Source organism: Aquariibacter albus, assembly GCF_014145335.1.
Lineage (GTDB): Bacteria > Pseudomonadota > Gammaproteobacteria > Burkholderiales > Burkholderiaceae_C > Aquariibacter > Aquariibacter albus.
The window spans coordinates 1,137,360-1,164,179 of the sequence record NZ_JACIVI010000001.1 but is presented as its reverse complement, the minus strand read 5'-3'; the positions used below and the strand labels follow the sequence as shown (position 1 = coordinate 1,164,179).

20 protein-coding genes, 1 tRNA gene and 2 pseudogenes are annotated in these 26,820 nt (G+C 68.8%); 11 read left to right on the top strand and 12 right to left on the bottom strand.

Annotated features, from left to right (window positions below; translation table 11 throughout):
- The first annotated feature begins 141 nt into the window (after window positions 1–141).
- On the top strand, window positions 142–1,683 hold the full coding sequence (locus H4F90_RS05190) for a Ppx/GppA phosphatase family protein (protein WP_182662106.1): 1,542 nt from the start codon (window positions 142–144) through the stop codon (window positions 1,681–1,683).
- A 69-nt stretch (window positions 1,684–1,752) separates the two neighbouring features.
- Here the strand turns inward: H4F90_RS05190 and H4F90_RS05185 are convergent, their stop codons facing one another.
- The 9 genes from H4F90_RS05185 to H4F90_RS05145 form a co-directional block, all read right to left on the bottom strand.
- A complete protein-coding gene (locus H4F90_RS05185; protein ID WP_182663066.1) occupies window positions 1,753–2,232 on the bottom strand; it encodes a SixA phosphatase family protein in 480 nt (159 codons plus the stop codon).
- 28 nt (window positions 2,233–2,260) lie between these two features.
- The gene (gene ppk1, locus H4F90_RS05180; protein ID WP_182662104.1) at window positions 2,261–4,435 is read right to left on the bottom strand and encodes a polyphosphate kinase 1; all 2,175 of its coding nucleotides are present in this window, start codon (window positions 4,433–4,435) and stop codon (window positions 2,261–2,263) included.
- Window positions 4,436–4,444: 9 nt separating this feature from the next.
- A complete protein-coding gene (locus tag H4F90_RS05175; protein ID WP_182662102.1) occupies window positions 4,445–5,497 on the bottom strand; it encodes a glycosyltransferase family 4 protein in 1,053 nt (350 codons plus the stop codon).
- A gap of 11 nt (window positions 5,498–5,508) precedes the next feature.
- A complete protein-coding gene (locus tag H4F90_RS05170) occupies window positions 5,509–6,438 on the bottom strand; it encodes a UDP-2,3-diacylglucosamine diphosphatase (protein WP_182662100.1) in 930 nt (309 codons plus the stop codon).
- Between the two features lie 162 nt (window positions 6,439–6,600).
- Window positions 6,601–7,722, bottom strand: coding sequence for a porin (locus tag H4F90_RS05165; RefSeq protein ID WP_182662098.1), 1,122 nt, complete (start codon window positions 7,720–7,722; stop codon window positions 6,601–6,603).
- Window positions 7,723–7,991: 269 nt separating this feature from the next.
- Window positions 7,992–8,768, bottom strand: a complete 777-nt coding sequence (locus tag H4F90_RS05160) for a M90 family metallopeptidase (protein WP_182662096.1) — start codon at window positions 8,766–8,768, stop codon at window positions 7,992–7,994.
- Window positions 8,765–9,574, bottom strand: a complete 810-nt coding sequence (locus tag H4F90_RS05155; RefSeq protein ID WP_182662094.1) for a UDP-2,3-diacylglucosamine diphosphatase — start codon at window positions 9,572–9,574, stop codon at window positions 8,765–8,767. Before H4F90_RS05155 ends, H4F90_RS05160 begins: the two co-directional genes overlap by 4 nt.
- A gap of 17 nt (window positions 9,575–9,591) precedes the next feature.
- Window positions 9,592–10,092, bottom strand: coding sequence for a peptidylprolyl isomerase (locus tag H4F90_RS05150; RefSeq protein ID WP_182662092.1), 501 nt, complete (start codon window positions 10,090–10,092; stop codon window positions 9,592–9,594).
- A gap of 3 nt (window positions 10,093–10,095) precedes the next feature.
- Window positions 10,096–10,647: a peptidylprolyl isomerase gene (locus tag H4F90_RS05145; protein WP_235972058.1), complete on the bottom strand. Its 552-nt coding sequence runs from the start codon at window positions 10,645–10,647 to the stop codon at window positions 10,096–10,098.
- 357 nt (window positions 10,648–11,004) lie between these two features.
- Between H4F90_RS05145 and cysS the strand changes: the two genes are divergently transcribed.
- The 8 genes and pseudogenes from cysS to H4F90_RS05105 all read left to right on the top strand — a co-directional run bounded on the left by cysS (window position 11,005) and on the right by H4F90_RS05105 (window position 20,875).
- A complete protein-coding gene (gene cysS, locus H4F90_RS05140; protein WP_182662089.1) occupies window positions 11,005–12,417 on the top strand; it encodes a cysteine--tRNA ligase in 1,413 nt (470 codons plus the stop codon).
- Between the two features lie 84 nt (window positions 12,418–12,501).
- Window positions 12,502–13,161: a DNA-3-methyladenine glycosylase family protein gene (locus H4F90_RS05135; RefSeq protein WP_182662087.1), complete on the top strand. Its 660-nt coding sequence runs from the start codon at window positions 12,502–12,504 to the stop codon at window positions 13,159–13,161.
- 118 nt (window positions 13,162–13,279) lie between these two features.
- A complete protein-coding gene (locus H4F90_RS05130) occupies window positions 13,280–14,251 on the top strand; it encodes an acetyl-CoA carboxylase carboxyltransferase subunit alpha (RefSeq protein ID WP_182662085.1) in 972 nt (323 codons plus the stop codon).
- Window positions 14,252–14,291: 40 nt separating this feature from the next.
- A complete protein-coding gene (gene tilS / locus H4F90_RS05125; protein ID WP_235971958.1) occupies window positions 14,292–15,683 on the top strand; it encodes a tRNA lysidine(34) synthetase TilS in 1,392 nt (463 codons plus the stop codon).
- 48 nt (window positions 15,684–15,731) lie between these two features.
- On the top strand, window positions 15,732–17,000 hold the full coding sequence (locus tag H4F90_RS05120) for an aspartate kinase (RefSeq protein WP_182662083.1): 1,269 nt from the start codon (window positions 15,732–15,734) through the stop codon (window positions 16,998–17,000).
- A gap of 501 nt (window positions 17,001–17,501) precedes the next feature.
- Window positions 17,502–17,595, top strand: a tRNA-Ser gene (locus tag H4F90_RS05115).
- A 1,166-nt stretch (window positions 17,596–18,761) separates the two neighbouring features.
- Window positions 18,762–19,613, top strand: a pseudogene (locus tag H4F90_RS05110) (IS3 family transposase); the annotation flags it as partial.
- Window positions 19,614–19,780: 167 nt separating this feature from the next.
- Complete coding sequence (locus H4F90_RS05105) at window positions 19,781–20,875, top strand: acyltransferase family protein (RefSeq protein WP_182662081.1); 1,095 nt, start codon at window positions 19,781–19,783, stop codon at window positions 20,873–20,875.
- Between the two features lie 148 nt (window positions 20,876–21,023).
- Here H4F90_RS05105 and H4F90_RS05100 read toward each other — a convergent pair.
- Window positions 21,024–21,986 (bottom strand): annotated as a pseudogene (locus H4F90_RS05100) (IS5 family transposase).
- A 144-nt stretch (window positions 21,987–22,130) separates the two neighbouring features.
- Between H4F90_RS05100 and H4F90_RS05095 the strand changes: the two are divergent.
- Entirely contained in the window at window positions 22,131–22,895 is a 765-nt protein-coding gene (locus H4F90_RS05095; protein ID WP_182662079.1) for a hypothetical protein, read from the top strand.
- Between the two features lie 435 nt (window positions 22,896–23,330).
- Here H4F90_RS05095 and H4F90_RS05090 read toward each other — a convergent pair whose 3' ends face one another.
- A complete protein-coding gene (locus H4F90_RS05090; protein WP_182662077.1) occupies window positions 23,331–24,221 on the bottom strand; it encodes a LysR family transcriptional regulator in 891 nt (296 codons plus the stop codon).
- Window positions 24,222–24,609: 388 nt separating this feature from the next.
- Between H4F90_RS05090 and H4F90_RS05085 the strand changes: the two genes are divergently transcribed.
- Window positions 24,610–25,005 carry a tautomerase family protein gene (locus H4F90_RS05085; protein ID WP_182662075.1) on the top strand — a complete coding sequence of 132 codons (396 nt, stop codon included), beginning with the start codon at window positions 24,610–24,612 and terminating at the stop codon, window positions 25,003–25,005.
- Here the strand turns inward: H4F90_RS05085 and H4F90_RS05080 are convergent.
- Window positions 24,975–26,759, bottom strand: a complete 1,785-nt coding sequence (locus H4F90_RS05080; protein ID WP_182662073.1) for a sensor domain-containing diguanylate cyclase — start codon at window positions 26,757–26,759, stop codon at window positions 24,975–24,977. The two genes, H4F90_RS05085 and H4F90_RS05080, sit on opposite strands and share 31 nt — an antisense overlap.
- Window positions 26,760–26,820: the final 61 nt, after the last annotated feature.

Sequence of the window (26,820 nt, the reverse complement as noted above, 5' to 3'; positions counted from 1 at the left end):
GCCCGGCGGGGGCCGTGGCGCGGAGCAGGCCCGGACTGCAGGGCCTTCCAGGGATCTTAGCGAGGCTGTCAATGGCTGCCGGCGCCGACGGTGGCGGCTGCGCGTCACCGGCCCGGCATGGGCCACCGCGACAATGCCCCCATGTTGCCGACCGCCGAAACCCAAGCGCCCGATGCCCTTCCGTCCCTGCTGGCCGCCATCGACATCGGCTCCAACAGCTTTCGCCTGGAGCTGGGCCACCTGCAGCGCGGCCGCTACAAGCGCGTCGAGTACCTGAAGGAGACGGTGCGCCTGGGCGGTGGCCTGGACGCCCAGGGTTTCCTGACCGAAGAGGCCCAGCAGCGTGGCTTGGCCTGCCTGGCCCGCTTCGCCGAGCGCCTGCGCGGCCTGCGCGTGGCCGGGGTGCGGGCGGTGGCCACCCAGACCCTGCGCGAGGCGCGCAATCGCGATGCCTTCCTGGCCCGCGCCCAGCCCGTGCTGGGCCATCCGATCGAGGTGATCTCGGGCCGCGAGGAGGCCCGGCTGATCTTCGCCGGCGTGGCCCGCATCCAGCCCAGCGAGCGGCCGCGCCTGGTGATCGACATCGGCGGCCGGTCGACCGAGATGATCCTGGGCCAGGGCCGCACGCCGCGCCGGGCCGAGAGCTTCAAGATCGGCAGCGTCAGCCTGTCGATGCAGTATTTTGGCGACGGTCGCTTCACGGCCGAGGCCTTCCGCGCGGCGCAGATCGCTGCCGGCGCCGAGCTGGAGGAGGCCCTGACCCTCTTCGCCCCCGGCCAGTGGGTCGAGGCGCTCGGATCCTCCGGCACGGCCGGCGCCGTCTCTCAGCTGCTGGCGGCCCACGGCATCAGCGACGGCACCATCACCCCGGCCGGCCTGCGCTGGTGCATGGAGCAGTGCCTGGCGGCCGGCCGCGTCGAGGCCATCGCCTTGCCGGGCCTCAAGCCCGAGCGCCGCGCCGTGCTCGGCGGCGGCCTGTCCATCCTCTACACCCTGGCCATGCAGTTCGGCATCGACGCACTGCATCCCACCCGCGGCGCCTTGCGCCAGGGCGTGATGTTCGACCTGGCCGACCGGCTGGAGGCCGCCAGCCGCGGCGATCGCCGCGGCCCGCAGGACATCCGCGAGGCCTCGGTGGCCGAGCTGCAGCGGCGCTTCGGCGTCGACCTGCAGCAGGCCGAGCGCGTGCGCCTGCTGGCCCTGCGGCTGCACGATGCGGTGGCGCCGGCCGGCCCGCTGGCGGCGGTGTCCGAAGGCGTGCGCGAGCTGGGCTGGGCCGCGGCGCTGCATGAGATCGGCATGTTTGTCTCGCACCACGACCACCACCGCCACAGCGCCTACCTGCTGGCCCATGTCGATGCACCGGGCTTTTCGCAGAGCCAGCTGCGCAGCGTGGCCGAGCTGGTGCTGGGCCACCGCGGCGACCTGCGCAAGCTCGACCACCTCGGCGAGGAAAGCCTGAGCTGGCGCGTGCTCTGCCTGCGCCTGGCGGCCATCCTCTGCCATGCGCGCATCGCACCTCCCAAGCCGGAGGCGGTGCAGCTCACCCGCCAGCGCGGCGGCGCCCGGCTGAGCCTGGCGCCTGGCTGGGCCGCCAACCATCCCCGCACCCTGCACCTACTGCAGGACGAGGTGCGGGCCTGGGCGGCCGTCGACGGCCTGCGGCTGCAGCTGCAGCACTGAGGGACCCCGCCGACCATCGGCCGCCCGCGGCGCCCGTCCGGACCGGCCGCCGCGTCGCCGGAGGCTGGCTCAGAGCAGGTCCGGCCCCTGCATGGCCTGCAGCAGCACCTGGGCCCGTGGCGGGCCGCCGCCCTCGGGCTCGCGCATCCGGTGGCGCAGCCACCAGACGGCGCCCTTGCGCACCGACCAGTCCTGCTCGGCACCGGCCAGCAGCTGCGCCGCCAACCGGCCCAGGGTGGGCTGGTGGCCGCAGATCAGCACGGGCTCGGCCGACTGCGGCCAGCGTGCGGCGGCCAGCAGGGCTTCGGGCCCGGCCTCGGGGGCCAGCTCGGCCACGGTGCGGAAGGGGCGCCCCAGCGCGCGCGCGGTCTGCTGGCAGCGCAGGGCCGGGCTGACGAGCAGGCGGGTGCTTTCGGCCAGCCGCAGGTTCAGCCATTCGCCCATGCGCTGGGCCTGGCGTTCGCCCTTGGGCGTGAGTGCGCGTTCCAGGTCGGTCTGGCCCTCGCGCAGCAGATGGGCCTCGGCGTGGCGCCAGAGGATCAGGTCCATGCCGCGGGGACGGGTCATGGCCGCCGGCTCAGGCCCCCAGGGCCCGCATCAGGCGGCGCTGCGCGCTGCGCGGGGCCTGGCCTTCGGCCGCTTCGATGCGCTGGTAGCGGCCGTCGGCGCCGAGCTGCCAGGCGTCGAGGCTGTCGTCCAGGTAGAGGCTCAGGCATTCCTCGATCACGCGGCGGCGCAGGGCCGGGTCGCGCACCGGCCAGGCCAGCTCGATGCGGCGCAGCATGTTGCGGCTCATCCAGTCGGCGCTGCTGAGGTAGAGCTGTTGCTCGTCCTCGCCCGGGCCCCAGCAGAACCACAGCGCGCGGGTGTGTTCAAGAAAGCGGCCGACGACCGAGCGCACCCGCACGTTCTCGCTCAGGCCGGGCAGGCCGGGCGGCAGCATGCAGGCCCCGCGCACGATCAGGTCGACCTGCGCACCGGCCTGGCCGGCGGCGGCCAGCGCATGGGCCATGGCCGGGTCGGTCAGGGCATTGACCTTGATCACCATGCGCGCGCCCGGCACGCCGGCCCGGGCGGCGGCCGCCACCTGGCCGATCAGCTCGATCAGCCGCGCATGCATGTGCTGCGGGGCCAGCAGCAGGCAGCGCGGGGTGGGCAGCTCGGTCTGGCTGGCGAGCTGCTGGAACACGCCGTGCGCATCGGTGGTGATCGCCGGGTCGGCCGTGAGGAAGCCGGTGTCGGTGTAGAGCCGCGCGGTCTTGGGGTTGTAGTTGCCGGTTGACAGGTGCGCGTAGTGGCGCAGCAGCGGACCGTGCTCGCCGGCCTCGCGGCGGGTGACCAGCATCAGCTTGGCGTGGGTCTTGAGCCCGACGATGCCGTAGACCACCTGGGCGCCGACGGCCTCCAGGCGCTCGGCCCAGTTGATGTTGGCCTCCTCGTCGAAGCGGGCCTTGAGCTCGACGACGGCCATCACCTCCTTGCCCCGGCGGGCGGCCTCGATCAGCAGCTCCATCAGCACGCTCTCGCTGCCGGTGCGGTAGATGGTCTGCTTGATCGCGAGCACGTCGGGATCGTGGACAGCCTCGCGCAGGAAGGCCACCACCGGGTCGAAGCTCTGGAAGGGGTGGTGCAGCAGCACGTCGCGCTGCTGCAGCGTGGCGATGATGCTGCCGCCCTGGCCGCCGCGGGGCAGCTCGGCCGGCCAGCCAGCCTCGAAGGGCGGGAAACGCAGGGCGGCGGCGGCATCGGGCCGCACGCTGTCGTCGACCTGGTCGATGAGCTGGTTCAGCCGCACCAGGTTGACCGGGCCATTGACCTTGTAGAGCGCAGCCTCCGGCAACTCGAACTGCTGCAGCAGGAAGTCGGTCAGCTCGTCGGGGCAGCTGCTCACCACCTCCAGCCGGATCGCGCGGCCGAAGTGCCGCGTGCTCAGCGAGGAGCGCAGGGCCTGGCGCAGATTGGCCACGTCCTCTTCGTCGACCTCCAGGTCGGAGTCGCGGGTGACGCGGAACTGCGAGAAGACCTCGACCTCGCGGCCCGGGAAGAGCTCGGCCAGGTGGGCGCGGATCACGCTGGAGAGCATCACGAAGACCTGCTCGCCCGGCTTGCACAGCTCGGCCGGCAGACGGATCACGCGCGGCAGCACGCGCGGCACCTTCAGGATGGCGATGCGGTTCTCGCGCCCGAAGGCATCGCGGCCGCCGAGCTTCATGATGAAGTTCAGCGCCTTGTTGGCGACCTGCGGGAAGGGGTGCGAGGGGTCGAGGCTGACCGGCATCAGCAGCGGCCGCACCTGCGCCTGGAAGAAGGCGTCGACCCAGGCGCGCTGCTTCGCGTCGCGCTCGGCATGGTTCAGGATGAAGATGCCCTGCTGCTTGAGCGCCGGCATCACCACGTCGTTGAAGGCGCTGTACTGGTCGCGGATCAGGGCATGCGCGTCCTCGACGACGCTGGCCATCTCGCGCGCCGTGATGCCGCTGTCGGGCAGGCGGGCGGCTTCGAGCACATCGGCGAAGCGGACCTCGAAGAACTCGTCGAGATTCGAGGAGACGATGCAGACGTAGCGCAGGCGTTCGAGCAGCGGCACATCCTCGCGCAGCGTCTGGGCGAGGACCCGACGGTTGAATTCGAGGATCGAGCGCTCGCGGTTCAGCAGCGTCAGCTGCGGCGGCGCAGCCGGGCGGGAGGCCGCGGCACCGCGCCGGGCCCGGGGTGCGGCCGCAGGACGGGCCACCGGTGTGCGTACTGACATCGATTCAGTTTATGACGCGTCTGCGACGGTTTCGTGACGGAAAGCGCAGCCTGCATGACAGGGCCGCAGATGCTGCAGGAAGACCTGCGTGACCCGGTCCCAGTCGAACTGCGCGGCACGCGCCAGGGCCGCCTCGCGCGGCAGGCCGGCGGCGGCCAGGGCGGCGGCGCGCAGGTCGGGGTCGAGCACGCCGCCGCTGCGCGCGGGCGGCTCGCGGCCGATCACGTCGAGCGGGCCGGCCTCCGGATAGGCCGCGACCGGTGTGCCGCAGGCCAGCGCCTCGAGCATGACCAGGCCGAAGGTCTCCGAGCGGCTCGGGAAGACGAAGGCATCGGCCGCGCTGTAGATGGCGGGCAGCTGCTCGCGGGCGACGATGCCGCGCCAGTGCACCTGCGGGTAGGCGGCCTTCAGCGCGGCCTCGCGCGGGCCGACGCCGTAGACCACCTTGCTGCCCGGCAGATCGAGGTCGAGGAAGGCTTCGAGGTTCTTCTCCCAGGACACCCGGCCGACGTAGAGCCAGACCGGCCGCGGCAGGCCGAGGTCGGCGCCTTCGATGGGGCGGAAGAGCTGGCGGTCCACGCCGTGGGTCCACGGCCGCAGCGCCGCAAAGCCGTGGGCCTGCAGGATGGCGAGCATGCCTTCGGTCGGCACCATCACGCCGGCCGACGGCGCGTGGAAGCGGCGGAACAGGGCATAGCCCCAGCGCGAGGGGATCTTCAGCGCCTGCGCCAGGATGTCCGGGAAGCGGGTGTGGAAGGCGGTGGTGAAGGCCCAGCCGCGCCGCAGCGCATGGCGCCGCGCCGCCCAGCCCAGCGGGCCCTCGGTGGCCAGGTGCAGGGCATCGGGCCGCAGCGCGTCCAGGCGCTCGCGCAGCGCCCGGCCGGCGCGCCAGGCCAGGCGGATCTCCGGGTAGCCGGGGCAGGCGAAGGTGCGGAAGTCGCCCGGTTCGATCACCGTCACCCGGTGGCCCAGCGCGCGCAGGCGCTGCACCAGCTCGACCAGGGTGATGACGACGCCATTGACCTGCGGCGCCCAGGCATCGCTGACGAGGACGAGATGCATGCGGCCAGCCCTCAGCGCAGGGCCGGCGCGGCGGCCGCCTGGCGCACGGCGCGCCGGGCGGCGGTGGCGCGCTCGCTCCAGTCCAGGATCTCCAGGCGGCCGTCGGGGTGCTCGACCAGGGCCGTCAGGCTCTCGACCCAGTCACCATCGTTGGCATAGAGCACGCCATCGATCTCGCGCAGCTCGGCATGGTGGATGTGGCCGCAGACCACGCCCTGCAGGCCGCGGCGTCGGGCCTCGCGGGCCAGGGCCTCCTCGAAGTCGCCGATGAAGCTGACCGCGCGCTTGACCTTGAGCTTCAGGTACTTCGACAAGCTCCAGTAGGGCAGGCCCAGCCGTGCGCGCAGGCGGTTGAAGTGGCGGTTGACCTTGAGCGTCAGCTCGTAGGCGCGGTCGCCCACGTGCGCCAGCCAGGCCGCGCACTGGATCACGCCGTCGAAGAGGTCGCCATGCGTGACCAGCAGGCGCCGGCCATCGGCCAGGCGGTGCACGGCCTCGTCCACCACCTCGATGCCGCCGAAATTCAGGCCCAGGTACTTGCGGGCGAACTCGTCGTGGTTGCCCGGCACGAAGACCACCCGCGTGCCCTTGCGCGCCTTGCGCAGCAGCTTCTGCACCACGTCGTTGTGGCCCTGCGGCCAGTGCCAGCTGCGCTGCAGCTGCCAGCCGTCGATGATGTCGCCGACCAGGTAGAGCGTGTCGCACTCGACGGTCTTGAGGAAGTCGAGCAAGGCCGCCCACTGGCAGCCCGGCGTGCCCAGGTGCAGGTCCGAGATCCACACCGTGCGCACGCGCAGGGGGCCGTCTTCGGGCCCGCTGCCCTCGGCATCCGGCGGGGGCAGCGCACCGGCGAACCAGGCGGTCGGCGGCGAACGCCGTGCGGCGGCGGGCGGCCGGTCCGCGCTGCGGCGAAAGGGGGCGGTGAGCAGCGCGCGAAGCATGCGCGCATGGTTGCGGCGCTCGATGACAGGCCTGCGACGTCGCCGCCGGCCTGGCGCCTGCAGGCCACAGCCGCCATGAAAAAAGGGCCGCTTGCGCGGCCCTTGCTTCTTGCGTCAGCCCGGGCCGGAGCCCGGGACAGCTGCGGATCCGGATCGCCGGAATCAGAAGTCGTGCTTCAGACCGATGCTCAGGATCGAGGTCTTCTCGCCAGCCACCAGAAAGCGGTCGGCCGCGATCGAGCCGGCGGGGTTGGCGTTGGCGTCCACGTCGGCGTGCACGTACTGCGCGTAGAAGGTGGTGCGCTTCGACAGGGCGTAATCGTTGCTGATCACGATGTCGTTGGTCTTGCCGTTGCCGCCCGCGAACTTCTTGTCCTTGCCGTGGTAGTAGGCCACGGTCAGGGTGTTCGCCGGAGCCCAGGCGTAGTTCACGCCCAGACCGATGTTGCTCAGGTCCTGAATTTCGGTGCCGGTGGCGTTATCACCCACCGAGTTCGAGTAGTAGGCCTTCAGGGTCAGGTCGCCCACGGGCACGGCGACACCCAGCGAGTAGCGCTTGGTCTCGGCGTCCTTGGCGGCGGCCGGCAGGCCCTTGATGGACTGGTACGAACCCGAAACGGTGACCGGGCCGGTGTAGGTGGCGCCCAGGGCGATGGTGCGGCCGGCCGACGATTGGCCAGCGACTTCACCCAGGCCGTAGCCGGCGCGCAGGGTCACGGGGCCGAAGGCGCCGGTGTACGACACCATGTTGCCGTTGAAGATGCCCAGGAAGTTGTTGCCGGTCGTGCCGTTGCCGGCCGGGGACTGGCTCAGCGCGTAGGGCAGCAGCAGCGAGAACGATTCCTTGAAGCCGCGCGGCTCGGTGCCGAGATCGGCCAGGATGGCGGGGCTGTACTGACGGCCCAGCAGCACGGTGCCAAAGCCGCCGCTCAGGCCGACGTTGGCTTGACGGCCGAAGAGGCGCAGGGTGCCGCTGAAGCGCTCGCCGCCGGTCGAACCGTCGAAGTCGCTTTCCAGGTTGAACACGGCCTTCAGGCCGTTGCCCAGGTCTTCGCTGCCACGCAGGCCCCAGATGCTCGGCAGGATGCCGCCGTTCTGCAGATTGGAGACCGAGTCGGTCGGGGCGCCCGCACGCTGGTCGGGAGCACCGTTGAAGGTGCCGGTAGCGGTCTTGCTGACGTATTCAAAGCCAACGTCGACGCGGCCGTACAAGGTGACCGACTGGGCTTGGGCGACACCCGCCAGCGAAGCCAGGGCGGCGGCGGCGATCAGGGTCTTGTTCATTGGGTTCTCTCCTCGAGTGGGTAAGACTGCTCTGGCTGCTCGCATGAACCAGCGCCAAATGACTTTAGCGCAGGGTCCGTGTAAGCCAAGCCCAGGAGGCTCCGTCTTGGTGCGGCGTGTCGCAGCCCTGCGACAAGGGTGTTCCCCCTTGGTGGACCGCGGAAAAGCGCTGTTTTTTCAGGGATTTGTTCCTGGCTGACACAGATGTCGCCCGGGTGTCGCTCGCCGCCTTGGTGCGCACGCCTTCTGCTGGTGCGCCAGCGGGAGGCTCAGCCCGCCGCCGCGCTCCGACCCCGGAGGAAATACTGAGACAGCAGCGCGTGCACCGAAGGCGCCTCGTCCTGCAAAGCTAGGGGGTTGAGGAAGAAGGCCTCGGCCGCCACCGGAAAGAATTCCTCGACCGAGGTGGCGCCATAGGGGTCCAGCACGCCGGGACGCCCGGCCTCCAGCGCGCGCTGCAGCTGCGCGCGGCCGGCCTCCAGCACCTGGCGCCAGTGGCGCCGCGAGGCGGCATCGGGCAGGGCGGGCAGGCCGTCGATGGCCCCGTTGCCCATGTCGAGCACATGCACGAACTCGTGGATCACCACGTTGTAGGGCCGGCCCTCGGCGTCGGTTCCGGCGGCTTCCACATCACGCCAGGACAGCATGACGGGTCCGCCCTCCATGGCCTCGCCGGCCAGCACCTCGTCCCAGGTGTGGACGATGCCGTGCTCGTCGGTCCACTCCCGTCGCGCCGTGACTTCGGCGGGATGCATGACGATGCCGACGAAGCCGGCATAGGGGGCCAGCCCGAAGTTCAGCACCGGCAGGCAGGCCTGGGCCGCGACGGCAACGGCCATCGCATCGGTCAGCACCAGGCCGCCGGCCGCGCTGAACTCCTTGTCGGCCAGGAAGAGGGTGGCCAGCTCGCGCAGGCGGGTGGCTTCGTCGGCCCGTCCGAGCCGCAGGAAGGGGAACTGCGCGAGCGTGGCGTCCCAGAGCGCGTCGGGGATGGCCCGTTCGCGCAGCAGGCGCGCCTCGCGGCGGGCCCGCAGCCAGCCGATCATGCGTGGTCCGGCGGCAGGCGCCGGAAGCCGCTCGCGTTCAGGCGCAGCACCTCGGCGCGCGGCGGCCGGGCGTGGTCGCAGTCCCAGTCGCTCAGCACGATGCGGCGGTGCCCCGGCGACAGCCGGTGCTCGCCGGGCCGGTGGGTGTGGCCGTGCACGAGGGTGTCGACCCCGGCCTCGTGCAGCCACTGCACGGTGGCGGCATCGTCCAGGTCGGCCCAGGTCTCGGGCTGGCCGGCGGCCTGCCGGGCGCGGCTGGCCGCACGCATCTGGGCGGCCAGCGCCCGGCGCTCGGCCAGCGGCCGGGCCAGGAAGTGATCGCGCCAGGCATCCTGGCGCACCTCCTGGCGGAAGCGCTGGTAGGCCTGGTCTTCCAGGCAGAGGGCATCGCCGTGGCTCAGCAGCAGGCGCTGGCCGCAGGCGTGGAGCAGGGTGGGGTCGGACAGCGCGATCAGGCCGCAGTCGCGCACCAGGGCCGCGCCGACGAGGAAATCGCGGTTGCCCGCCATGAAGCCCACCGCGACGCGCGACGAAGCTTGCTGCAGGACGTCGGCGATGCGTCGTTCCCAGCCCGCATGGCGGGCGTCGTCGCCGACCCAGGCCTCGAACAGGTCGCCGAGGATCAGCACCGCGTCGGCCGGCGTGTGCCGCAGATGGCTGGCCAGGGCGGCCAGGGTCGCGGGATGGTCGGCGTCGAGGTGCAGGTCGGAGACGAAGTCCACCGTCGACCACACCCCCTCCATCGACAGTTCCGAGAAGCGCGGCAGGGCCAGGCTCATCGGGGGGGCTGCGGCGGGGGAGGGCATGGCCGGCGGCCTTCCGATCAGAGCGCGACGGCGCGCTCGATCACCACCGCCTCGAGCGGCACGTCGTCGTGGAAGCCCTTGCGGCCGGTGCGGACCTTCTCGATGGCATCGACCACCTCCGTGCCGGCCACCACCTTGCCGAAGACGGCATAGCCCCAGCCGCTGGGCGTCGGCGAGCTGTGGTTGAGGAAGCCGTTGTCGGCCGCATTGATGAAGAACTGCGCGCTGGCCGAGTGCGGGTCGCTGGTGCGGGCCATGGCCACCGTGTACTTGTCGTTCTTCAGGCCGTTGTTGGCTTCGTTGGGGATCGGGCCGCGGGTGGGCTTTTCCTTCATGGCGGCATCCATGCCGCCGCCCTGGATCATGAAGCCCTTGATCACGCGGTGGAAGACGACGCCGTCGTACTGGCCGTCCTTCACGTACTGCACGAAGTTCGCGACCGTCTTGGGCGCGCGCTCGGCATCGAGTTCAAGCCGGATCAGACCGGCGGAGGTGTGCAGTTCGACCTGGGTGGACATGGTTCAGCGCTCCAAAGTGGCTTTCTTGATTTCGATCGGGGTCAGCGGCACGTTCTGGTGCGGCCCCTTGTTGCCGGTCGGCACGACACGGATGCGGTCGACGACCTCCATGCCGGAGACGACCTTGCCGAAGACGGTGTAGCCGTAACCGTCCCGGGAACTCGCCTTGTCGAGGAAGAAGTTGTTCCCGACGTTGATGAAGAACTGCGCGGTGGCCGAATTGGGGTCGGGCGTGCGGGCCATGGCCACGGTGCCGCGGGTGTTGCCCAGGCCGTTGTCGCTCTCGATCGGGATCGGCGCGCGGGTCGGCTTCTCGGCCATCTTCGCGTCCATGCCGCCGCCTTGGATCATGAAGCCGTCGATCACGCGGTGGAAAACGGTGCCGCTGTAGTGGCCGTCCTTCACGTACTGCAGGAAGTTCTCGACTGTCTTCGGCGCCTTGGCCGGTTCCAGCTGGATCACGATGTCGCCCATCGAGGTGCTCAGCCGCACCTTGGTGTCGGCCGGCTCGGCGGCGACGGCCGCGCCCAGGCCGGTCAGCAGCGGCAGCAGCATGGCCAGGCGGATCGCATGCCGGCGGCGCAGCGGCCGGGGCGGCAGGGAAGAAGGATGCATGTCGTTCCTCGGCGTCAGGGAAAGCGCCCGATGCGGGCGGCAGCCGCGGATTCTCCCGCAGTCAGGAAGGGCCACGCCGACGTGGGGCCCACCCCCTGCCGGCCGCTGGCTTCCCCTGCGGGTCTCGCTGGCTATACTGAAATCGCTCCATCGCCCGGCTGCCCCGGTCGCGTGATGGGCGCACCGGGCCGCATGCCCGGCCGGGCCCCGCCGCCCGACCGCATGCGGCCTTTGTCATCTGCCCCCCCGCCTCCGTCCGCCCGTCTTGACCCGCAGGGTCCGCTGCGGTGTCTGCCCATGAGCCTGCGCATCCACAACTCCCTGAGCCGCCGCCTCGAAGCCTTCGTGCCCCTGGAGGCGGGTCATGTGCGGATGTACGTCTGCGGCATCACGGTCTACGACCTCTGCCACGTCGGCCATGCGCGGACGATGACCGTCTTCGACGTGGTCCAGCGCTGGTTCAAGGCCAGCGGCCTGCGCGTGAGCTACGTCCGCAACATCACGGACATCGACGACAAGATCATCAAGCGCGCCGTCGAGCGCGGCCTCAGCGTGCGTGCGCTGACCGAGCAGATGATCGCGGCCATGCATGCGGACTTCGATGCCATCGGCCTGCAGCGCCCCGACCAGGAGCCGCGCGCGACCGACTTCGTGCCGCAGATGCTCGACCTGATCGGCAAGCTCGAACGCCACGGTCTGGCCTATGCCGACGGTCGCGGCGACGTGAACTACGCGGTCCGCAAGTTCCCCGGTTACGGCCGCCTCTCGGGCAAGTCGCTCGACCAGCTGCGTGCCGGCGAGCGCGTCGCCGTGGCCGACGGCAAGGACGATCCGCTGGACTTCGTGCTCTGGAAGGCCGCCAAGCCCGAGGAGCCCGAGGAGGTCAAGTACGACTCGCCCTGGGGCCCGGGCCGGCCGGGCTGGCACATCGAGTGCTCGGCCATGGGCTGCGCCCTGCTCGGCGAGCAGTTCGATCTGCATGGTGGGGGCCTGGACCTGCAGTTCCCGCACCACGAGAACGAGATCGCACAGAGCGACGGGGCCTTCCACCTCGGCAGCGGGCGCAGCTTCGTCGGGCTGTGGATGCACAGCGGCTTCCTCAATGTCGACAACGAGAAGATGTCCAAGAGCCTGGGCAACTTCTTCACCATCCGCGACGTGCTGCGGCACTACGACGGCGAGACGATCCGCTTCTTCATGCTGCGCGTGCACTACCGCAGCCCCTTCAACTACAGCGATGCCGGTCTCGACGATGCCCGCGCCGGCCTGAAGCGGCTCTACACCGCGCTGGCCGAAGCTCCGGCCGTGGACACGCCCGCGGCCATCGACTGGGCCGATCCCCATGCAGCCCGCTTCAAGGCGGCGATGGACGAGGACTTCAACACCCCGGTCGCCGTGGCGGTGCTCTTCGAGCTGGTCGCCGAGCTCAATCGCAGCAAGTCACCCGCCGTGGCCGGCCTGCTCAAGGCCCTGGCCGGCACCCTGGGTCTGCTGCAGCAGGCACCGCAGGCCTGGCTGCAGGGCGGGGCGGCCGGGGCGTCGGACGACGCCGAGGGCGAGGGCGAGGCCATCGAAGCCCTGATCGCCGCCCGGGCGGCGGCCAAGGCCGCGCGCGACTTCGCCGCGGCCGACCGCATCCGTGCCGAACTGACGGCCCGCGGCATCGTGCTCAAGGACAGCGCCCAGGGCACGACCTGGGTGCGGGCCTGAGGCCCCGGGTCGACCGTGGTGCCGCCGCTGCGCCCCGTCCCCCCGCCGGCCCCCGTGCCGACGGCCGACCTCGACCAGCCGGGCATGACCCCGCCGTACTGGGACGAGGCCTGCAAGCACCTGGCGCGCCGCGACCGCGTGCTGAAGAAGCTCATCCCGCAGTTCGGCGCCGCCCGCCTGCAGAGCCGGGGGGACGCCTTCACCACCCTGGCACGCTCGATCGTCGGCCAGCAGATCTCGGTCAAGGCCGCCCAGTCGGTCTGGCTGCGGCTGAACGCCGTGACCTTCGGCGATGCACCTGACGCCCCACCGCCGGTCGGCGAGCGCCCGCCGCTGCTGCCCGCCCAGCTGCTCGACCTGCCGGTCGAGGGTCTGCGCGGCGCCGGCCTGTCCACCCGCAAGGTCGAGTACCTGCGCGACCTGGCTGCGCACTTCGCGGCCGGCAGCGTGCATGTGGAGGCCTGGGCCGGCATGGACGACGAGGCCATCATCGAGGAGCTGGTTGCCATTCGCGGCATCGGCCGCTGGACGGCCGAGATGTTCCTCATCTTCCACCTGCTGCGGCCGAACGTGCTCCCGCTCGACGATGTCGGCCTGATCAAGGGCATCAGCCGCAACTACTTCAGCGGCGAGCCGGTGTCGCGCGCCGAGGCCCGCGAAGTCGGCGAGGCCTGGGCGCCCTACCGCTCCGTGGCCACCTGGTACCTGTGGCGCAGCCTCGACCCGCTGCCCAGCGACTACTGAGCCCCGCGGCCCCGGCCGCAGGCGTTTTTCGGGGGCCCCGCTTTTGCGAGAATGCGGGCCCATCGACCGGGCGGCCCCGCACCGCCCGATCCGCGCCGACCGACAAGGATCCCCGCGCATGAGCAAGAAGCACTTCCTGGAGTTCGAGCAGCCGATCGCCGAGCTCGAGAACAAGATCAACGAGCTGCGCTACGTGCAGAGCGAGTCCGCCGTGGACATTTCCGAGGAGATCGACCGCCTCGGCAAGAAGAGCCTGCAGCTCACCAAGGACATCTACGCCAACCTGACGCCCTGGCAGGTCACGCAGATCGCCCGTCATCCGCAGCGTCCCTACACGCTCGACTACGTGACGGAGATCTTCACCGACTTCCAGGAGCTGCACGGCGATCGCCACTTCGCCGACGATCAGTCCATCGTCGGCGGCCTCGCGCGTTTCAATGGCCAGGCCTGCATGGTCATCGGCCACCAGAAGGGCCGCGACACCAAGGAACGTGCCGCGCGCAACTTCGGCATGAGCCGGCCCGAGGGCTACCGCAAGGCCCTGCGCCTGATGAAGCTGGCCGAGAAGTTCGGCCTGCCCGTCTTCACCTTCATCGACACGCCCGGCGCCTACCCCGGCATCGGCGCCGAGGAGCGCGGCCAGTCCGAGGCCATCGGCCGCAACATCTTCGAGATGGCGCAGCTGGAGGTGCCGATCATCGCCACCATCATCGGCGAGGGGGGCTCGGGCGGCGCCCTGGCCATCGGCGTCGGCGATCAGGTGCTGATGCTGCAGTTCTCGGTCTATTCGGTGATCTCGCCGGAGGGCTGCGCCTCCATCCTGTGGAAGACGGCCGAGCGCGCCAGCGATGCGGCCGAGGCCATGGGCATCACCGCCCATCGCCTGAAGGCCCTGGGCCTGGTCGACAAGATCGTCAACGAGCCGGTCGGTGGTGCGCACCGCGACACCAAGCAGATGGCCGTCTACCTGAAGCGCGCGCTGGCCGACAGCCTGCGCCAGATCGACGACCTCTCGGCCCGCGAGCGCCTGGCGCGCCGCTACGAGCGCCTCAAGGGCCTCGGCCGCTTCAGCGACACCAAGGCCCGCTGAGCCGCCGGCCCGCCCCGGCGGCCGACCCGGGTGGCCTCCCATGCCCCGCGGCCAGGCCGTGATGCCGGACCATGAGCCCGACCGTCCCGCGGCGGCGGCGCCGGGTCCCCGCGGCGCGGCCGTGCCGCCGGCATTCGCCGTCGCCTGGAGCGGCGGCCGCGACTCCACGGCCCTGCTGCATGCCAGCCTGCGCGTGGCGCGGGCCCTGGGTCTGCAGGTGCATGCCTTCCACGTCGACCATGGCCTGCAGCCCGCCTCGGCCGACTGGGCCCGCCGCTGCGCAGCCCAGGCGGCGCGCTGGGCACGGGCCGGCGCGCCGCTGCGCTTTGCCAGCCGGCGCCTGAGCGGCCGACCCGGGCCGGGCGACAGCGTCGAAGCCTGGGCCCGCGAGGGCCGCCGTGCCGCGCTCGCCGCCATGGCGCGCGAGGCCGGCGTCGATCTGCTGCTGCTGGCCCACCACGCGGGCGACCAGGCCGAGACCGTGCTGCTGCAGGCGCTGCGCGGCGCCGGTCCGGCCGGCCTGGCCGCGATGCCGGCCCGGCAGCTGCGCGAGGGCCTGTGCTGGGCCCGACCCTGGCGGGAGCAGCCGCGCCGCGCGATCGAGGCCTACCTGCGCCGCCACCGCCTGCGCTGGATCGAGGATCCGAGCAATGCCCAGCCGGTCCATGCCCGCAACCGTCTGCGTCAGGCCGTGTGGCCTGCGCTGGAGCACAGCTTTCCCCAGGCCGGACCGGCGCTGCTGCGCCTGGCCCGCCATGCGGCCGAGGCGGCCGAGAACCTGCGCGCCCTGGCCGAGGCCGATCTGGGGGCGCTCGGGCCGGCCGCCGCCACGGCCCTGCCGCTCGATGCCCTGCGGGTCCATCCCCCCGCGCGCGCGCGCCTGCTGCTGCGCCACTGGATCGAGCGGCACAGCGCTCGCCCCGTGCCGGCCGACCGTTTCGAGTCGCTCTGGCAGGCCCTCACGGCCGGCCGGGGACCGGCGGCCTGGCCTTGGCCGGGCGGCCAGCTGCGGCGCTACCGCGGCCTGCTGCGCTGGTTCGATGCCGCGGCCGAGGGCGGCGGCGGGGTCGCCCCTTCGCCGGCGGCGGGCGCGCTGCCCGCCGGCCTGCGGGCCGAACCCCTGCCGCTCGACAGCCCCGAGCCGGGCCTGCCGCCCGACTGGCTGCCCGGCCTGGAGGCCCGTGTCCGCCAGGGCGGGGAGCGCTTCCAGGCCGGCCCGGGCCGGCCGGCGCGTGCGCTCAAGAAGCAGTTCCAGGCTGCCGGCGTGCCTGTCTGGGCACGCCAGGCGCCGCTGTTCTTCCTTGGCGAAACCCTGGTTTTCGTGCCCGGCCTGGGTCTCGACGCGCGCTGCCAGGTCGGATCCGGCCAGTCCCGCGTGCGCCTGGTCTGGCAGCCCGGGGGTGTCAGTCCGGCGGAAGACGGCCTCGCCTAGAATCGCGGGCTCTCCGCGGGCCTGGCCCGCCCGTCCTATCCCCCTCCCATGGCCCTGATCGTTCACAAGTACGGCGGCACCTCGATGGGCTCGACCGAGCGCATCCGCAGTGTTGCCAAGCGCGTCGCCAAGTGGGTCGGCGCGGGTCACCAGCTGATCGTCGTGCCCTCGGCGATGAGCGGTGAGACCAACCGCCTGCTCGGCCTTGCCAAGGAACTGCTGCCCGATGCACGCAGCGCCGCCGCCCGCCGCGAGCTCGACATGATCGCCAGCACCGGCGAGCAGGTCTCCGTCGGCCTGCTGGCCCTGGCCCTGCAGGCCGAGGGCGTGCCCTCGGTCAGCTACACCGGCTGGCAGGTGCCGGTGCGCACCGACAGCAGCTACACCAAGGCGCGCATCGAATCCATCGACGACGTCCGCGTGCGGGCTGACCTGGCCGCCGGCAAGGTGGTGGTCATCACCGGTTTCCAGGGCATCGACGACGAAGGCCACATCACCACCCTGGGCCGGGGCGGCAGCGACACCTCGGCCGTGGCCGTGGCCGCGGCCATGAAGGCCGACGAGTGCCTGATCTACACCGACGTCGACGGCGTCTACACCACCGACCCGCGCGTGGTGCCGGAAGCCCGTCGCCTGCAGACCATCTCCTTCGAGGAGATGCTGGAAATGGCCAGCCTCGGCAGCAAGGTGCTGCAGATCCGCTCGGTCGAATTCGCCGGCAAGTACCGCGTGCCGATGCGCGTGCTGTCGAGCTTCACCCCCTGGGACATCCCGGTCGATGAAGAGGCCCGTTCGGGCACGCTGATCACTTTCGAGGAAGACGAGAAGATGGAAAAGGCTGTCGTGTCCGGCATCGCGTTCAACCGCGACGAGGCCAAGATCACCGTGGTGGGCGTGCCCGACAAGCCCGGCATCGCCTCGAAGATCCTCGGCCCCGTGGCCGCGGCCAACATCGACATCGATGTGATCCTGCAGAACGTCTCCCACGAGGGCAAGACGGACTTCAGCTTCACCGTGCACCGCAACGATTTCCAGCGCACCGTCGACCTGCTCAAGGCCGGCGTCGCGCAGGAGCTGGGCGCGGCCGACGTGGTGGGCGATGCCAAGATCGCCAAGGTCTCGATCGTCGGCATCGGCATGCGCTCGCATGCCGGCGTGGCCAGCACGATGTTCCGCGCCCTGAGCGAAGAGAACATCAACATCAAGATGATCACCACCAGCGAGATCAAGACGAGCGTGGTGATCGACGAGAAGTACATGGAACTGGCCGTGCGCGCACTGCACAAGGCTTTCGACCTGGACCAGGCGGCGGCCTGATGCCATCTCCGACCGCCGGCCGTTGACGCGTCCGGCCGGCAGCAGGGTACCGAGGGGGTCGGGCTTCGCAGCTTCGGCCCCCTCGGCGTTTCCAGGGGCATGAGCTGTCGCAGGCGACTTGGCTCAGGACCTGCCCTCCCACCCTTGCGCCAGACGCGACGCGGCTTCGGTTCAGCGGGCCTGCATCACAGCCAAGCGGCGCATGGGTTGCCTCGCCCGTGCTGCGCAGGCGGTCCGGGCCGTCCCCACACGCTATGCGCTGCACGCCGCGCGCCGCCGGCTTGACCGAACAGGATCCGGGGCGCGGTCCTCGGTCGCCTTCAGGAAGGGTTCGGGTCCCTGCTGAAGGCGCACAGACGCTTGTGAGGGGGCTCAGCCCGCTTGGAGGCGGAGGCCTTCGCCGTCGGGTGCCCGGTAGGGCAGGATTGCAACGCCCGCTCCATCCAGCGGATGCGCTGGACGCCAGCCCCCGGATTTACGGCATAATCATGAGTCTTCGCCGGAGTCGTGACCGAGTGGCCGAAGGTGCTCCCCTGCTAAGGGAGTATGCGCGCTAAAACGTGCATCGAGGGTTCGAATCCCTCCGACTCCGCCAAACGACCTTCCGCCGGCCTCCACCGAGGCCCGCCAAAGTCCACTAAAGCCCCGCCAGCCGGGGCTTTTTTGCGTCTGTACTGTCCACACAGCTTCACCGGAGACCGTGGACAGCCGGCCCGAGGCGGGGGGCACATTTGGGGGCACGGCTGCGAAACCCTGGGGGCACATGCCCGCCATGGGGCACAACGCGGCTCCGGAGGTGCCCCCCCACCCATGCTGACCGCGACCGAGTGCAAGAGCGCTTGATGCCCTGGGGGCGCCAAGTGGGGCGCGCTGAGTGACGGTGGCGGCGTCTACTTGAAGCTCAGACCCAGCCGCCTCCCCGCAGGGCGGCCGCGGCCGCCCTGACAGGAGACGCAGGCGCCGCGTCCGGGGCCATCGCCCTCCGCGGTTAGGCTGCTTGGTCGAGCCGCAGTGGCGCCATGCGGTCAACGCCCTGCGGCGTCCGCGGATGGTTCCCCCCTATCATCGACGCTCGCCAAGCAGCCAAGCTGACCGTCCCACTGCTCCCTGCCATGTCCAGTTGAAACGAGGCCGCGAGGCCAACAATTTGGCCCGCCGCTTGCTTGACGCCTGTGCGCAGGAACTGCCTTCGTCACAGCCCAGAACTGGGCCGAGCGCAATGACAAAGTGACCATGGAACCCGTCGCGCTGGAAATTGCGCACGACTGTCCCCCCGTGAAGACACATCTTGGTGCTTAACTGCGACATTTGGACCCAAATGTCTGCAAGACGACATGGTGTTGCAATATGCAGCCCAACAACGCAACAACTAACCCTCTCGGTCAAGAGGGGTGAACCTTGTTTTACTTTAGTGGACACTCCAACCTAACAGAAGGAGTTTTTGATGGGAAAGCCGGGGCCGCAGATGGTGGATCGCTACGGAGTTGATTTCAAACTCGCTGCGGTCAAGATTTCGGAATCGCCGGGGGTGTTGATCAAGGACGTTGCAGAGTCCTTGTGCATTCACCCATTGATGTTGTCCAAGTAGCGCAGGCAGGTGCGTGAAGGAGTCTTGGTGGGTACCCTTCCCAAGGTCGATCCAGACTCCCTGGCTGAGTTGAAGCGCCTGCGCGGGGTCGAGCAGAAGTTCAAGCGCCTTCAGATGGAGCACGACCTTCTAAAGATAGCCATCCGGTTTGTCTCCGAACGAAGGGCGAAGTCTTCGCCTTCATCCAGGCAAACCGGAAAACCCACGCCATCCAAATGATGTGTGCATACTTCAAGGTCAGTCGCTCGGGCTTCTACGCCTGGCAAGGGCGTGACCCCAGTTCGCGCCAGTTACGCGATGAGGGCCTGATCGAGCAGGTCAAGCGGATCCATGCCGACAGCCGCGGGGGCTACGGGAGCCCGTGCGTCCAGCACGCCCTGGCCCAGCAAGGCACCGCCGTCAGCCGTGGCACCGTCGCACGGGTGATGTGCCGTGCGCGACTTCAAGGGCGCAGCGCTCGTCTGTACCGGCGTTCTCGGGTGGGTCAGACGGCCTTCTTCACCAGCATCCCGATCACGGTGCGTGCCATCCAGCCCGCGCGCATCAACCAGGTCCGGGCCGGTGACGTGACCTACCTGCGCGTGAGCGGCCAGTGGCGCGATCTGGCGGCCGTGATGGACAAGTTCTCGCGCAGGATCATCGGCTGGAGCCTGAGCCGAAACCGGGATGCGGCCCTGACGCTGGATGCGGTCAATCACGCGCTGCGCAATCGCAAGCCCGAGTCGGATCTGCACTTTCCTAGCGACCGAGGCATCGAATATGCGGCCTTTGCCTATCGCCAGAAGCTGCTGCAACGCGGTATCGTGCAGGGCATGAACCGCCCGGGCAAGATGAACGACAACGCGCACATGGAGTCGTTCTTCCATTCCATGAAGACCGAGGAGCTGTACGGGCAGACGTTCACGTCCGACGATGATTTGCACAAAGCTTTGCTGAGCTACTTCCAGTTCTGCAACCAGCAACGCCTGCATTCTTCGATCGGGTACCGGTCGCCAGCAGTGTTCGAAAAGAGCCTGTGTTCATAAGCGGGTGTCCACTTTTGAAAAGCAAGTTCCGACCCAGCGGCAATCCACCGGGCCCACTTCCGGGCGTTGTCTATCATCCCTCCAGCGGGCCCGGCGGCCTGACGCCGGCCCCGCGTTACCTCGAACGTTAGGCCTCATACGGAAAGGGGAGCATTAGCTCCTTCAAAATGTCGCATTCACTTTCACTTTACCTAGATGTCGTCCGCTTCCTTGCGGCCTTTGCCGTACTTTTGGCGCACCTTTCCTCTCGCCCATTTACTGAGGGGCTGAATTGGCGAGGAACCGCAGCATTTGGGGATTTGGCGGTTACGGTCTTCTTCGTCCTTTCGGGCTACGTCATCTCGTACGTAACCACGCAGCGAGAGCGGCGGCCGCTTCTCTATGTGGCGGCTCGTGTCAGTCGCTTGTATTCCGTTGTGGCCGTTGCACTGCTTCTCACTCTTGCTCTCGATCTCGCAGGAACTCATCTAAACGAGGCCTTCTACTCAATTCAGAAGGTGCTCTGGAAGCCACCGAGCATTGAGGGATACCTGGCCTCGCTCTTCTTTGTCAACGAGTTTCAGGTCTTTGGCTTTAAGGGCATCTCTCCCGGAACAAACGGTCCATACTGGTCACTCAGTTTTGAAGCCGCGTACTACCTGATTGCCGGACTCTTCCTCTTTCTTAGGCCAAAATTCTGGATCCCATTGGCAATTCTTGTGCTCCTTTTGGGAGGTCGAACCATTTCCGCTTTGCTTCCACTGTGGTTGCTAGGCTTCTACCTACATCGGCTACCACACTCACGCTTCCCGAGGCTCACAACGGCGTTCTGGTTGGCGCTCTTTCTATCATCCGCAACTGCCGTCGCCTCTGCTCCAACTGTTGCGCATCTGCTCCCCTCCGACAACTTTGGTTACTACTTTCCGTGGGGGCGCGGCTCCTTTAATAGAAACCTGATTGCAGACTACGTCGCTGGCTCTCTTTTCGGCGTTCATCTCGTTGCCGCCCGTGAGTTGTTTGAACGGAGTAAGTTTCAGCTGCCTGCTGCTCAGGCCATTCGTTTGCTTGGCTCGCTTACATTTCCCTTGTATCTCTTCCACTATCCGATCATTTGCTTCCTATGCGCCATCAGCCCATGGGCTTCGACATCCAAGACACACGCGCTGTTTGTCACCACAGGTGTGATGCTCACAGTTGTCGCGCTGACTCCATTTTGCGACCGCATTCGCGACCACATGCGCACTCAAATCATTAGTAGATTCTCGCGCCCAAATGAGGCCTAAGGATGGTCTGCACAACCCGCCCATCCACCACTCGGCAGCCTGACTTCGTCGTCCAATGACGCGCAAAACCGTGGAATCGCCTCGCGGCACCGCCCATCAGCATCGCAAAAGCGGCGCGGGGCACCCTGCGCCCGGTTTCCAGGCGCACTCATCCCCGCGCACCCGACAGTTTCCCGCGCGCCATCCATACGTTGGACAGCGCCAACAGCGTGACGAGCTGGGCTGTGTTCTTGGTCAGTCCGCGGTAACGCACCTTGACGTGACCAAACTGCCGCTTGATCACTCGGAAGGGATGCTCGACCTTCGCCCGGATGCTCGCCTTGAGCTTCTCGATGCGCTCGGTCAGTGCGTCGATGGGCTGGGTCGGGTCGAGCAGCTTGCGCTTGCCCGGCCGCATGGCAACGTGCCACGTCACGCCCGGCCTGGCATCGGCGCGCTTGTGCGCCCCTTAGTAGCCCGCATCTCCGAAGGCCTCGGCTTCTTCGCCGTGCAGCAGGCTGTTGGCCTCGACCACGTCACCCACGCTGCCGGTCGTGCCGCGCACGGTATGCACCAGTCCCGATTCGGCATCCGCGCCGATGTGGCACTTCATCCCGAAGTACCACTGATTGCCCTTCTTGCTCTGCTTCATCTCCGGATCACGCTCGCCCGACTGGTTCTTGGTGGAACTCGGCGCGGCGATCAAGGTGGCGTCCACCACCGTGCCGCTCTTGAGCAGCAGGCCCTTGGCTGTCAACAACTCGTTGATGGTCTGGAAGATCTGCTCGGCCAGCTTGTGCTTCTCCAGCACGTGGCGGAATCGAAGAATGGTCGATTCATCGGGCAGGCGGTCGTCCCAGCCACCCAAGCCAGCGAATTCGCGCAACAGCGGCACGTCGTGCAGCGCATCTTCCATCGCCGGATCCGACAGATTGAACCACTGCTGCATAAAGTGGACGCGCAGCATGGCTTCGGCCGGAAACGGCGGCCGGCCGCGACGGCCTTCGGGCAGATGTGGCGCCACCAAGGCCACCAGGTTCGCCCAAGGCACAACCTGCTCCATCTCACCCAGGAACTCCCGGCGGCGCGTGCGTTTGATCGACTGACCGAGGCCAAGGCTTGCTTGCTTCATGCAGCAATCGTGTCAGGGGATGGCCAGTGGGGCAAGCGGGATGGGGTGGGGTTGTGCAGAGCTCCTTAGTGTTCCAAATAAATTGCGTAAAGATCTTTTAGATCATCCCTGTCTAACCTGCCTTATTGCTTTCGCGGAGTGTTTATGAAAATAGCTATCTTCATCATTCATTATTACAACAAAGATGGAGTATTCAAGGGTAAATCGACCCGTGGAAATCCGGCTATTCGCAAGATGTCAGCTGAGCGCACTATTGAAGCTGCGCGAAATGTCAAGGGTGCTGATGTGTTCGTTTGTGGATTCCCTGGTAGTTCGCTCGTTGATATTGACATAGATGCGTCAAAAATCAATAGCGACCCGCGCCTCATAAGTTATGAGACCTTGGCATCGCTGCGCAAATACAGCGGGCTGTATGATTACTTCGCTGTGGTGGAAGATGATATCCTAATTAATGGTGATACATTCGGGAATATCATTCACTTCGATCGCCATCATGATGCGAGAGCCATATTTCTGCCAAATCGAATCGAGGTAAAGGGAAATATAATTGCCTGCGTCGACACGGATCTTAACCCTAATAAAACTGATAAACAGCTTACCTATCGGGGTCGCACGCTGCGAGTCTATGAAAATCCGAACAGCAGCATTTTCATTGTCAATGCGGAAAAGCTTGAAATTATCAAGGCTGAAGTTGATCACAGTTTTCGTGGTTTGGTTGTCGGTGGGCCAATGGCGTCAGCCATGGCCCATTTTCACAAGCCTTTCGATCTCTATCGGGTCGACGATGGGCTTGATTTTCATACCGTCCAGCACTTGGATGTCTTTGACACCATTCCGCCCAAGCGGACGCTGATCCAGCGCGCAGCGGGCAAGCTGCGGCGCTTGGTTTCGAGCACTGCAGCGAACTGAGAAACCGGCTTGTCGTTTGCCTGCCGTAACACGACGAATCCTATTTTGAGTCGCGCTTGGAGATGGCGGCGAGTATCATCGCTGGTATGGCGCATAAAAACCTCGGGCGGGGGCTGTTGCGCCTGCCCGCGGCGGGCATACGATCTTCCCGAGCCTTGACGACGACGTTGTGCCGTCGGGTGGACGGGATAATCTTGTCGGAGTACAGCAAAGGTCTGCGTGGCCGCATCGGTTCGCTCGCTGAGCTTGCATTCTCCCGAGATTGAATGGCCGGCAGAGCAAGGGGGGATGTGCCGGGGCCTACTTGTCCCCGAATCCTGTGGACAAGTTTGGGGTCAAGTTCTGTGCAGTGCCGCCAAGTGCTTGAGCCGGCACGGGCCTGGGTCTCGGTGATGCCGAATGAGGCAGGCCGATGCCGGGGCCGGCGGGCGGAGTTCAGCCGCCTGCCAGCAGGTTGGCCCAGTGGTCGAGGCAGGCACGCACCTTGGGCAGGCGCAGTCGTTCGGCGCGCATCACCGCGTGCACCGCCAGCGGCACGCCGCAGAGGGCTGCCACCGGCACGCGCTGCAGAGCGCCGCGGGCCACCCAGGGCGCAGCGACGCGATCGAGCACGCGGGCCACGCCCAGCCCGGCCAGCACCAGGGCCAGTGCGCCGGCACTGCTGTCGACGCGCAGCGGGCCGTCCGCTTCGAAGTGGCCTTCGCCGTGGCCTTCGGCCAGCGCCCAGCGGTTCATCTGCGGCACGCTGTTGCTGACGATCAGGCGGTGTTCACGCAGTGCGTCCAGCGTGTCGGGCGTGCCCGCCTGGGCCAGGTAGGCCGGCGTGGCGTACAGGCTGCGGCTCAGCCAGCCCAGGCGTCGGACGAGCAGGTGCTCACCGACCGGTGGACCGGTGCGGATCGCGAGGTCCAGGTTGTCTCGCACCAGGTCGGCCAGGCGGTCGTCGGTGAAGAGGTCCAGGCGCAAGGCCGGATGGCGGGCCTGCAGCTCCGGCAGGCTCGGGGCGATCAGGCCCTGCAGCAGCGCGCCGCTGGCGCTGACGCGCACCCAGCCGGCCACACCACCGCCTTCGCCCAGGCTGGCCTGCAGTTCGTCGCGCAGGTCGACCATGCGTGGCGCGAGCTCCCGCAGGGCATGGCCTTCGTCGGTCAGCCGCAGGCCATGCGTGCTGCGCTGCACCAGCTGGCGGCCGCAGCTGGCTTCCAGCCGGCTCAGGGCACGGCTGACCTGGCTGACGGCCAGGTTGCGTTCCCGAGCGACGGCCGACAGGCTGCCGAGCGCGGCAACGCGCAGAAAGAGGTCCAGGTCGTCGAGCTGAAGGTTCATCACGGTCGCGATTGTTTTGCGAAAAGTGCAAAGCCATTGCTCGAATGCTGCGGTTTCCGGGCTTTGCTTGTCTTTCTAAAGTCAAGCCAACCCCTCGTGCCGAGGGGATCAAGCTGGAGCTGGACATGCCCGACCCCGACCCCCTCTCGCCCGCCGGCCCGCCGCTGCCTTCGAGAGATCCCTGGACGCTGCGGCTTCAGGCGCAGGCGGCTCGCCGCGAGTGGCAGGCCGCCCAGCTCCAGGCGCTGGGCGGCGCCCTGGGCCGGGCCCTGCAGCGGCTGGGCCGGTGGCTGGCCGGGGCAAGACCGCCGTCGGACTCGGCCGCTTCACCGTCCCGGACGGCGCGCAAGTCGGCCGCGCGTGGCCTTCAGGACACGGGGGCTCGCACATGCCGATGCTGAATCTGGAGCTGGCCACCGCGCCTTCGGCCCCTCTTGCCCGGACCCTGGCGGCGACGCTGCGCACGCTCACCGCCGAGCGGCTGGGCAAGCGGCCTGAGCTGACGGCCGTCTCACTGCGCTTCGTCGATCCGGCCCACTGGTTCGTCGACGGCCAGTCGCTGACGGAGCTCGGGCGGCCGGCCGCTCTGCTGGTGCTGCGCATCACCGAGGGCAGCAACACGCCGGAAGCCATCGCAGCCTATCTGGCGGCCGTTCACGAGGCCCTGAGGGCGCAGCTGCCGGACCTGCACCCCGTCAGCTACACGGTGGTGGACGGTGTTCCGGCTTCGGCCTGGGGCTGGGGGGGGCGGACTCAGGCGTCCCGGCGCGGGTCGAGCGCCTGAGTCGCGGGAAGGGGGTCCGGGCCTGCGCTGGTGGCCTCGCTCCCCGCTTCGGACCGGACCGGGCCGGCGGGCAGCGGGAAGCAGGCCACGCGGTTGCGGCCGCCGCGCTTGGCTTCGTAGAGGGCCTGATCGGCCGCATGGATCAGCGCCTCGGCGTCGAAGCCGACCGCATCCGTTCCGGCCACGCCGATGCTCAGCGTCACCCGCTTGACCTCCGGGAAGTCGCGCTGCGCGACGCTGTCGACCAGGGCCTGCGCGATGCGCTGGGCGCGGTGCGTGCCGTTGTCGGTCAGCACGACGAGGAACTCCTCGCCGCCGAGCCGGGCAACGATGTCGGCCGCCCGGAAGCCGCTGCGCAACTGGTCGGCCAGGGCCAGCAGCACACGGTCGCCGACGGTGTGGCCGTGCAGGTCGTTGACCCGCTTGAAATGGTCGATGTCGATGAGCAGCAGGCAGAGCGCGCCCCGGTGGCGGTGGGTCAGGACCAGGGCCTGCTGCAGCCGCGGCTCCAGGCCCCGACGGTTCAGCAGCTGCGTCAGCGGATCGGTCTGCGAGAGGTGGGCCAGTTCGGCGTTCGCGCGCTCCAGGGCCTGGGTGCGCTCAAGCACCTGGGCTTCCATGGCCTGATGCAGGCCGAAAAGGCGGCGCTTCATGCTGTCGAGCGCGCGTGCCAGTTCGTCGAGCTCACGGCTTCCCTTCGGGAACTGCGGCATCGGGAGGGCGAGCGCACCGGCCTCGATGCGGCTTGCGACGGCAGCGATCTGGCGCAGCGGCTCCGTCAGATGGCCGCTCATCCACCCGATTGCCGCTGCGGCCAGTGCGCTGATCAGCAGCCCGACAGTGAGCACCTGACGGGTGCCCGCGGCCAGGGCCGCATCGGCCTGGGCCAGGTCCTGCCGTGCCACCACCTGCCAGCCCAGGGTTTCGGCCAGCGCGGGGTTGCTGAGCGGCAGCACGACCGACAGGCGCTCCAGGCCGTCCGCCCAGCGGCTGACCTGCGGGCCCTGGCCGCTGAGCGCCTGCAGCCCGGCCGGACTGATCTGCTTGTCGCGCCCCCCGCTGCGCAGGCCTCCGGGGCTCTGGATCAGCTCGCCATGCCGGTTGTAGACGAGCAGCTCGATCCCGGCCTCGCGCGCCGCGGGGGGCAGCATCTGGTCGAGCAGCCTCGCGGTCCAGGCCCAGTTGCCGTGGATGCCGAGCACGCCCAGGGGGCGTCCGTTCACGACGATCGGTGCGGCGAAATCGACGAAGCGCAGCGTCTCGCCATCCGCCGGGGCGGGCAGCAGCGAGGCCAGCAGCTGCGCCGGATGGACATCGCCGACGTGGGCCCCCTTCAGGCCGGCCGAGAACCAGGGCCGGTCGCTGACATCCCGCCCCAGCAGCAGGCCCCCCGTGGCCTGCCGCACCCGGCCCTGCAGATCGGCCACCCCGATCCAGGCCTTGCCCTCGCGCAGCGACTGGTGACGGGCCAGGGCCGCGCCAGCCTCGGGCCGGTCCAGGCCCTGCGCCCACAGATCCTCGGCGGCGGCCAGCACCTTCGCTTCGTGCAGGCTGAGCTCGAGCCCGCTGCCAAGGGCCTGTGCAGCTGCACGGGCCACCGACTGCAGCGCCATGCCTGCCGCGCTGCGGACCTGCGCAGCCTGTTGCACATGCATCCAGAGCGACAGGCCCAGCACCAGCAGCCCGGCGAAGCCCCCGAGGAAAAGGGTCAGGTGGGCGCGGTGGCTCCCACGGCGCGGGGTGGACGGCTTCATGCGGCACCGGACTCCTTGATGCCGGCTTGCAGCGTGGGACGCCCGCAGGCCGACCTCGGCC

What these genes read in the sequence shown, in the direction of transcription:
- H4F90_RS05190 (WP_182662106.1), top strand. Translation starts at nt 142, where the DNA reads ATGTTGCCGACCGCCGAAACCCAAGCGCCCGATGCCCTTCCGTCCCTG.
- H4F90_RS05185 (WP_182663066.1), bottom strand. Translation starts at nt 2,232, where the DNA reads ATGGACCTGATCCTCTGGCGCCACGCCGAGGCCCATCTGCTGCGCGAG.
- ppk1 (WP_182662104.1), bottom strand. Translation starts at nt 4,435, where the DNA reads ATGTCAGTACGCACACCGGTGGCCCGTCCTGCGGCCGCACCCCGGGCC.
- H4F90_RS05175 (WP_182662102.1), bottom strand. Translation starts at nt 5,497, where the DNA reads ATGCATCTCGTCCTCGTCAGCGATGCCTGGGCGCCGCAGGTCAATGGC.
- H4F90_RS05170 (WP_182662100.1), bottom strand. Translation starts at nt 6,438, where the DNA reads ATGCTTCGCGCGCTGCTCACCGCCCCCTTTCGCCGCAGCGCGGACCGG.
- H4F90_RS05165 (WP_182662098.1), bottom strand. Translation starts at nt 7,722, where the DNA reads ATGAACAAGACCCTGATCGCCGCCGCCGCCCTGGCTTCGCTGGCGGGT.
- H4F90_RS05160 (WP_182662096.1), bottom strand. Translation starts at nt 8,768, where the DNA reads ATGATCGGCTGGCTGCGGGCCCGCCGCGAGGCGCGCCTGCTGCGCGAA.
- H4F90_RS05155 (WP_182662094.1), bottom strand. Translation starts at nt 9,574, where the DNA reads ATGCCCTCCCCCGCCGCAGCCCCCCCGATGAGCCTGGCCCTGCCGCGC.
- H4F90_RS05150 (WP_182662092.1), bottom strand. Translation starts at nt 10,092, where the DNA reads ATGTCCACCCAGGTCGAACTGCACACCTCCGCCGGTCTGATCCGGCTT.
- H4F90_RS05145 (WP_235972058.1), bottom strand. Translation starts at nt 10,647, where the DNA reads ATGCTGCTGCCGCTGCTGACCGGCCTGGGCGCGGCCGTCGCCGCCGAG.
- cysS (WP_182662089.1), top strand. Translation starts at nt 11,005, where the DNA reads ATGAGCCTGCGCATCCACAACTCCCTGAGCCGCCGCCTCGAAGCCTTC.
- H4F90_RS05135 (WP_182662087.1), top strand. Translation starts at nt 12,502, where the DNA reads ATGACCCCGCCGTACTGGGACGAGGCCTGCAAGCACCTGGCGCGCCGC.
- H4F90_RS05130 (WP_182662085.1), top strand. Translation starts at nt 13,280, where the DNA reads ATGAGCAAGAAGCACTTCCTGGAGTTCGAGCAGCCGATCGCCGAGCTC.
- tilS (WP_235971958.1), top strand. Translation starts at nt 14,292, where the DNA reads ATGCCCCGCGGCCAGGCCGTGATGCCGGACCATGAGCCCGACCGTCCC.
- H4F90_RS05120 (WP_182662083.1), top strand. Translation starts at nt 15,732, where the DNA reads ATGGCCCTGATCGTTCACAAGTACGGCGGCACCTCGATGGGCTCGACC.
- H4F90_RS05105 (WP_182662081.1), top strand. Translation starts at nt 19,781, where the DNA reads ATGTCGCATTCACTTTCACTTTACCTAGATGTCGTCCGCTTCCTTGCG.
- H4F90_RS05095 (WP_182662079.1), top strand. Translation starts at nt 22,131, where the DNA reads ATGAAAATAGCTATCTTCATCATTCATTATTACAACAAAGATGGAGTA.
- H4F90_RS05090 (WP_182662077.1), bottom strand. Translation starts at nt 24,221, where the DNA reads ATGAACCTTCAGCTCGACGACCTGGACCTCTTTCTGCGCGTTGCCGCG.
- H4F90_RS05085 (WP_182662075.1), top strand. Translation starts at nt 24,610, where the DNA reads ATGCCGATGCTGAATCTGGAGCTGGCCACCGCGCCTTCGGCCCCTCTT.
- H4F90_RS05080 (WP_182662073.1), bottom strand. Translation starts at nt 26,759, where the DNA reads ATGAAGCCGTCCACCCCGCGCCGTGGGAGCCACCGCGCCCACCTGACC.